This is a genomic window from Brenneria salicis ATCC 15712 = DSM 30166 (assembly GCF_003315515.1).
Lineage (GTDB): Bacteria > Pseudomonadota > Gammaproteobacteria > Enterobacterales > Enterobacteriaceae > Brenneria > Brenneria salicis.
On sequence record NZ_QNRY01000057.1, the window covers coordinates 17,524 to 21,779 of the forward strand.

Consider the following 4,256-nt stretch of genomic DNA (forward strand, 5'->3'; position numbering starts at 1 on the left):
AGCAAGATAGGCGGTGCTGAAAGCCAGCGCATAGGTCAATAAACGGATACTGCGCGCGTTCAGTCCTTTGATGACGGCAAAAATCACGGCGGCCAGCAACGGGACGGTGTAGACAGGATCAATGATGAAGATCGCCGACCAGCTTTCGGGGATCGACGGGATCGGCCAGAAAAGCTGAGTACCATAGACGGTAAACGCATCCAGCACCGGGTGGGTGATGAGAACCAGCCATAGCGTCAGAAACAGGCGCGCCCGACGGTAGGGCGCTTCAGGCCAGCGCTGGCGGATCAGCCAGGTTAACAGTCCCGCCAATGCCGTCAGCACGAAAATGGAATGGGAAAAGCCGCGATGGTAGGTCATCATCGATACCGGATCGGCGTAGGGTATGATCACATCCAGGTCTGGCAGGGTGGCAAGCGCGGCGCCGTAGAAAAGTGAACGCCGTCCCTGCGTCCGGCCTAACAGACTGCCTTGAATCGCGCCACCCAACAGGGCCTGTGTTACAGAATCCATGTGATGTCCTTTATCTTTTCAAGTGAATATTGTTGGCATTAGTCGGCTGGTGTCGCTGAAGAAGACTGTACCCACTATGCCGATGTTTATGTAGTATCGTGAGAAGCATTCCACGAAAAAAGACGGCAAGTTATTCTGGCATGATAAGTATCGCTGCGCCAAAACAGCCAGTCACATCGCTCCGGGGTTGGGGAGGCTTAAGCGTGAAACGATTAATCTATGGAGTAAATATCATGACGAAGCTGCGTATCGGTGTTGTCGGGCTGGGTGGCATTGCGCAGAAAGCGTGGTTGCCGGTATTGTCTGCGGCATCCGATTGGCTTCTGGAAGGCGCTTTTTCCCCCACGCGCGACAATGCGCTACCAATCTGTAACGCCTATCGCATCCCTTACGTTTCCTCCCTTCATGAGTTGGCGAGGCGATGTGACGCCGTTTTTGTTCACAGCGCGACTTCCAGCCATTATGCGGTGGTCAGTGAGCTCTTGCGGGCTGGCGTCCATGTCTGTGTGGATAAACCGTTGGCAGAGCGGTTTGATGAGGCTGAACAACTGGTTGAGTTGGCGAAAAACAGAAAACTATCGCTGATGGTTGGTTTTAATCGGCGTTTTTCTCCGTTGTACCAGGAGTTAAAAGCGCGGTCTGGCATGATGGCATCGCTTCGTGTGGATAAGCACCGCAACAACAGTGTCGGGCCGCAGGATTGCCGTTTTACGCTGCTGGATGACTATCTACATGTGGTGGATACGGCCCTCTGGCTTGCCGGAGGATGTGTTGATTTACAAAGTGGGAACATTTTCACCACGGAGCAGGGAGAAATGTTTTACGCCGAGCATCATTTCGCGCATAAAAATCTTCAGGTAACCACCAGCATGCATCGGCGCGCAGGCGGTCAACGGGAATGGGTTCAGGCCGTATCGGATGGCGCGCTAATCGAGGTCAATGGCATGCGGGAGTGGTGTGAGGACAATGGTCAAGGCACGGTTATCCGGCCTGCACCGGATTGGCAAAGCACCCTTGAGCAACGCGGCTTCGTTGGTTGTGCCCGGCATTTTGTTGACTGCGTACAAAATCAAACCGCCCCGGAAACATCCGGTGAACAAGCGCTTATCGCACAGCGCATGGTGGAGAAGTTGCTCGGTGACTATATTTAGTGTCGTTCCTTATTCCATCATGCTGACGACGTCATCAATAGCGTCAGCGTTTCATCTTTATTTTACCCAAGGAAACTGCTTATGACTGCCGTGCTACTGTTGGATCCCCGCGCTGATGAAATCATCCCCGTGTTACATCATGCTGCGCCAGCATTGGAACTGGCGTTATCCGGTGGAACGGCAGAGCAGGCTCATCGTTATCCTGTCTGGCTTGGCCAGCCTGATGTTGCGGCAGGTTTACTGGCGCAGGGCGCGAAACCTAAGTGGCTGCAATCAACCTGGGCCGGATTCAAACCATTGCTGGCGGAGGGATTGCCACGCGATTATCGCTTGAGTCGTGCGGTGGGCGTTTTTGGTCAACCGATTGCCGAATATGTCATCGCCCATATGCTCAGACATGAGTTACAGCTAGCCGAACGTCAGGTCAGTCAACAGCGGCGTGAGTGGAACCACCGTTTGCCCGGTTCTCTGGCTGGCAGAAATGTGCTGATTGTCGGCGCAGGCGAGATTGGCTGTGAAGTGGCAGGTTTTTTGCTGCCTTTCGGCGTTGCATTATTTGGGATTGTACATACGCCCCGCGCCTTGCCCCATTTTCAGCAGGTTGTGGGGATCGCCGAACTCAAAACCGCGGTACGGAATATGGATTACGTCATCAATATTCTTCCCGATACGACAGCAACAACCGACATCTATTGCACTGAGATATTTGCCGCCATGAAGCCATCGGCTTTGTTTATCAATGTGGGCCGGGGTTCAGCGGTGGTAGATGAAGACCTGCTGACCGCGCTGTACACCAAACAAATTGCGGGTGCGGTGCTGGATGTATTCCGGCAGGAACCTTTACCTGCGGCGCATTCGTTCTGGGAAGAACCGAGGCTGACACTAACCGGTCATATCGCCGGTCCGATGGTGCCAGCCCTGATGGGGCAGCTATTCCTGCATAATCTGGCATGTTTTCACAAAGGCGAAACATTACGCGGCGAAGTGGACTTCTCCCGCGAATACTAAAAATCATGTATAGCGTTGTCGTTCAGGCGGCGCTCACCCATGAGGAGATTTTTCCATGAAAAGGGCTTGCTAGCGCGATTCGATTAGTACATAATGCTGACCGTTGAATCGCTTTCATAATAAATAGTTATAAAATTCATGGTGTTATGGCGGTTTGGCAAAGTAGAATGGTTAATTATCGTGAAAATTTGCTTTTCATTGGAAGTAAAGGATAATTAATCCGGTTATATGCGGGAATAGCTCAGTTGGTAGAGCACGACCTTGTCGGGGTCGCGAGTTCGAGTCTCGTTTCCCGCTCCAATTCTTATTCTATAGACAGCCACCAACGTCTGTAGCTCTCTGATTCAGCAGGGTAATCGCTCTGTTTGGCGTATTCGGCAAGGAAAGTCATGCCATCTCAGCAAACAGGCCGTTGCGGTTGCTGTCGGTCCAAATCCCATCGTTAACACCCACTGTCCGTCGCGCAAACGAAAATGTTTTGCCATATCAATAAGGGCGACCGTGTTTAGTGTTGGGCCCAGGCTTCCATAGCACAAAAAAGAGGAAAAGATTTTTTTGCTGTCTATTTGCAATGCCTTCACCGCTGCTTGGTGTACCCAGTGAACAGGATCGTAAATATAGAATGCGTCAATATCCGACAGTTGCAAATCAGCAGAACGGCAGACGCCAGCGCAACAATCAAAAATCGTTTTTGGCATATGGCGAAATATATAATCGCCTGAACCGGAGGGCGTTCTGATATAGGACACATTGTTATCTGGCGTGCCATCTACATATTCCAGCGCCTGATAATGCGCAGTGGATACCGAATAAGATGCAATGATTTCCGGCCCGTTTCCATGACCGATGATCATGCTGGCAGCGCCATCGCTGAGCAATTGCCTTGTCGGGTCATTCTCCTGAAAGAAATGACCATAATTACAGCCGGTCACGACAGCAATTCGCTGATAATTTTCGGATAAAATCAGTGAACCAGCCATTTCCATCGCCATACATCCACCACCAGTACCAGCATTGATGCCAATTGAGGGACACTGTAGACCCATTCTATTAGTCAGCAGGCCGGATTCCTGCCCCATAATATTATCCGGCCATACTTGGCCCAATATAAGAAAGTCGATATCGTCAACAGATAATCGCGCATATGTCATCGCGTCCCGCAAGCTGTCTTCGAGTAAAATACCCATATCGCGTTTATCGTTAAGGCGCCAGATATGTCGCGTCCCCGTCTCAAACGGATAGACATTGGCGTTTAACTCAGTCGCTATTTCTTCCTGGTGCTTGATATCAATCCGTTTCTCAGGCAACACGCCTGCGGCGGATAATATTCTGGGAAACTTCAGCATAATATTTAATTCCTAAATAACTGATCCTAATATCGCTACATTTTTACCAACCCATGATTCCCACCGGGGAATGGGCTGACAGTATTCATAAAGTGACGCCCTTTTTTCAGTAACTGCCACATTGAGCGGCACTGGTGGTTTCCGGTTATCGTTTCGTGCAGCGCCTGCCACAGCCGTTCAACATGATTTACCCAGGGCGAGTAAACCGGCTGATAAATAACACGAAACTTCGGATTCT

4 protein-coding genes, 1 tRNA gene and 1 pseudogene are annotated in these 4,256 nt (G+C 50.9%); 3 read left to right on the top strand and 3 right to left on the bottom strand.

Features of this window, described 5'->3' with window-relative positions; all coding sequences use genetic code 11:
• Window positions 1–513, bottom strand: a 513-nt coding sequence (locus tag DES54_RS16800; protein ID WP_147247319.1) for a metal-dependent hydrolase, incomplete at its 3' end; no start/stop codon positions are given.
• 233 nt (window positions 514–746) lie between these two features.
• Here DES54_RS16800 and DES54_RS16805 point away from each other — a divergent pair.
• The 3 genes from DES54_RS16805 (at window position 747) to DES54_RS16815 (ending at window position 2,972) form a co-directional block, all read left to right on the top strand.
• The gene (locus DES54_RS16805) at window positions 747–1,664 is read left to right on the top strand and encodes a Gfo/Idh/MocA family protein (protein ID WP_113869325.1); all 918 of its coding nucleotides are present in this window, start codon (window positions 747–749) and stop codon (window positions 1,662–1,664) included.
• Window positions 1,665–1,745: 81 nt separating this feature from the next.
• Window positions 1,746–2,672, top strand: coding sequence for a D-2-hydroxyacid dehydrogenase (locus DES54_RS16810; protein WP_113869327.1), 927 nt, complete (start codon window positions 1,746–1,748; stop codon window positions 2,670–2,672).
• Window positions 2,673–2,902: 230 nt separating this feature from the next.
• Window positions 2,903–2,972 (top strand) — tRNA-OTHER (locus tag DES54_RS16815).
• A 44-nt stretch (window positions 2,973–3,016) separates the two neighbouring features.
• On the opposite strand, the gene DES54_RS16820 is transcribed toward DES54_RS16815, so the two are convergent.
• The gene (locus tag DES54_RS16820; RefSeq protein WP_113869329.1) at window positions 3,017–4,018 is read right to left on the bottom strand and encodes a 3-oxoacyl-[acyl-carrier-protein] synthase III C-terminal domain-containing protein; all 1,002 of its coding nucleotides are present in this window, start codon (window positions 4,016–4,018) and stop codon (window positions 3,017–3,019) included.
• A 35-nt stretch (window positions 4,019–4,053) separates the two neighbouring features.
• Window positions 4,054–4,256 (bottom strand): annotated as a pseudogene (locus tag DES54_RS16825) (IS630 family transposase); the annotation flags it as partial.

Bases quoted from the DNA above. Each gene is read 5' to 3' on its own strand.
- DES54_RS16805 (WP_113869325.1), top strand. From the start codon at position 747: ATGACGAAGCTGCGTATCGGTGTTGTCGGGCTGGGTGGCATTGCGCAG.
- DES54_RS16820 (WP_113869329.1), bottom strand. From the start codon at position 4,018: ATGCTGAAGTTTCCCAGAATATTATCCGCCGCAGGCGTGTTGCCTGAG.
- DES54_RS16810 (WP_113869327.1), top strand. From the start codon at position 1,746: ATGACTGCCGTGCTACTGTTGGATCCCCGCGCTGATGAAATCATCCCC.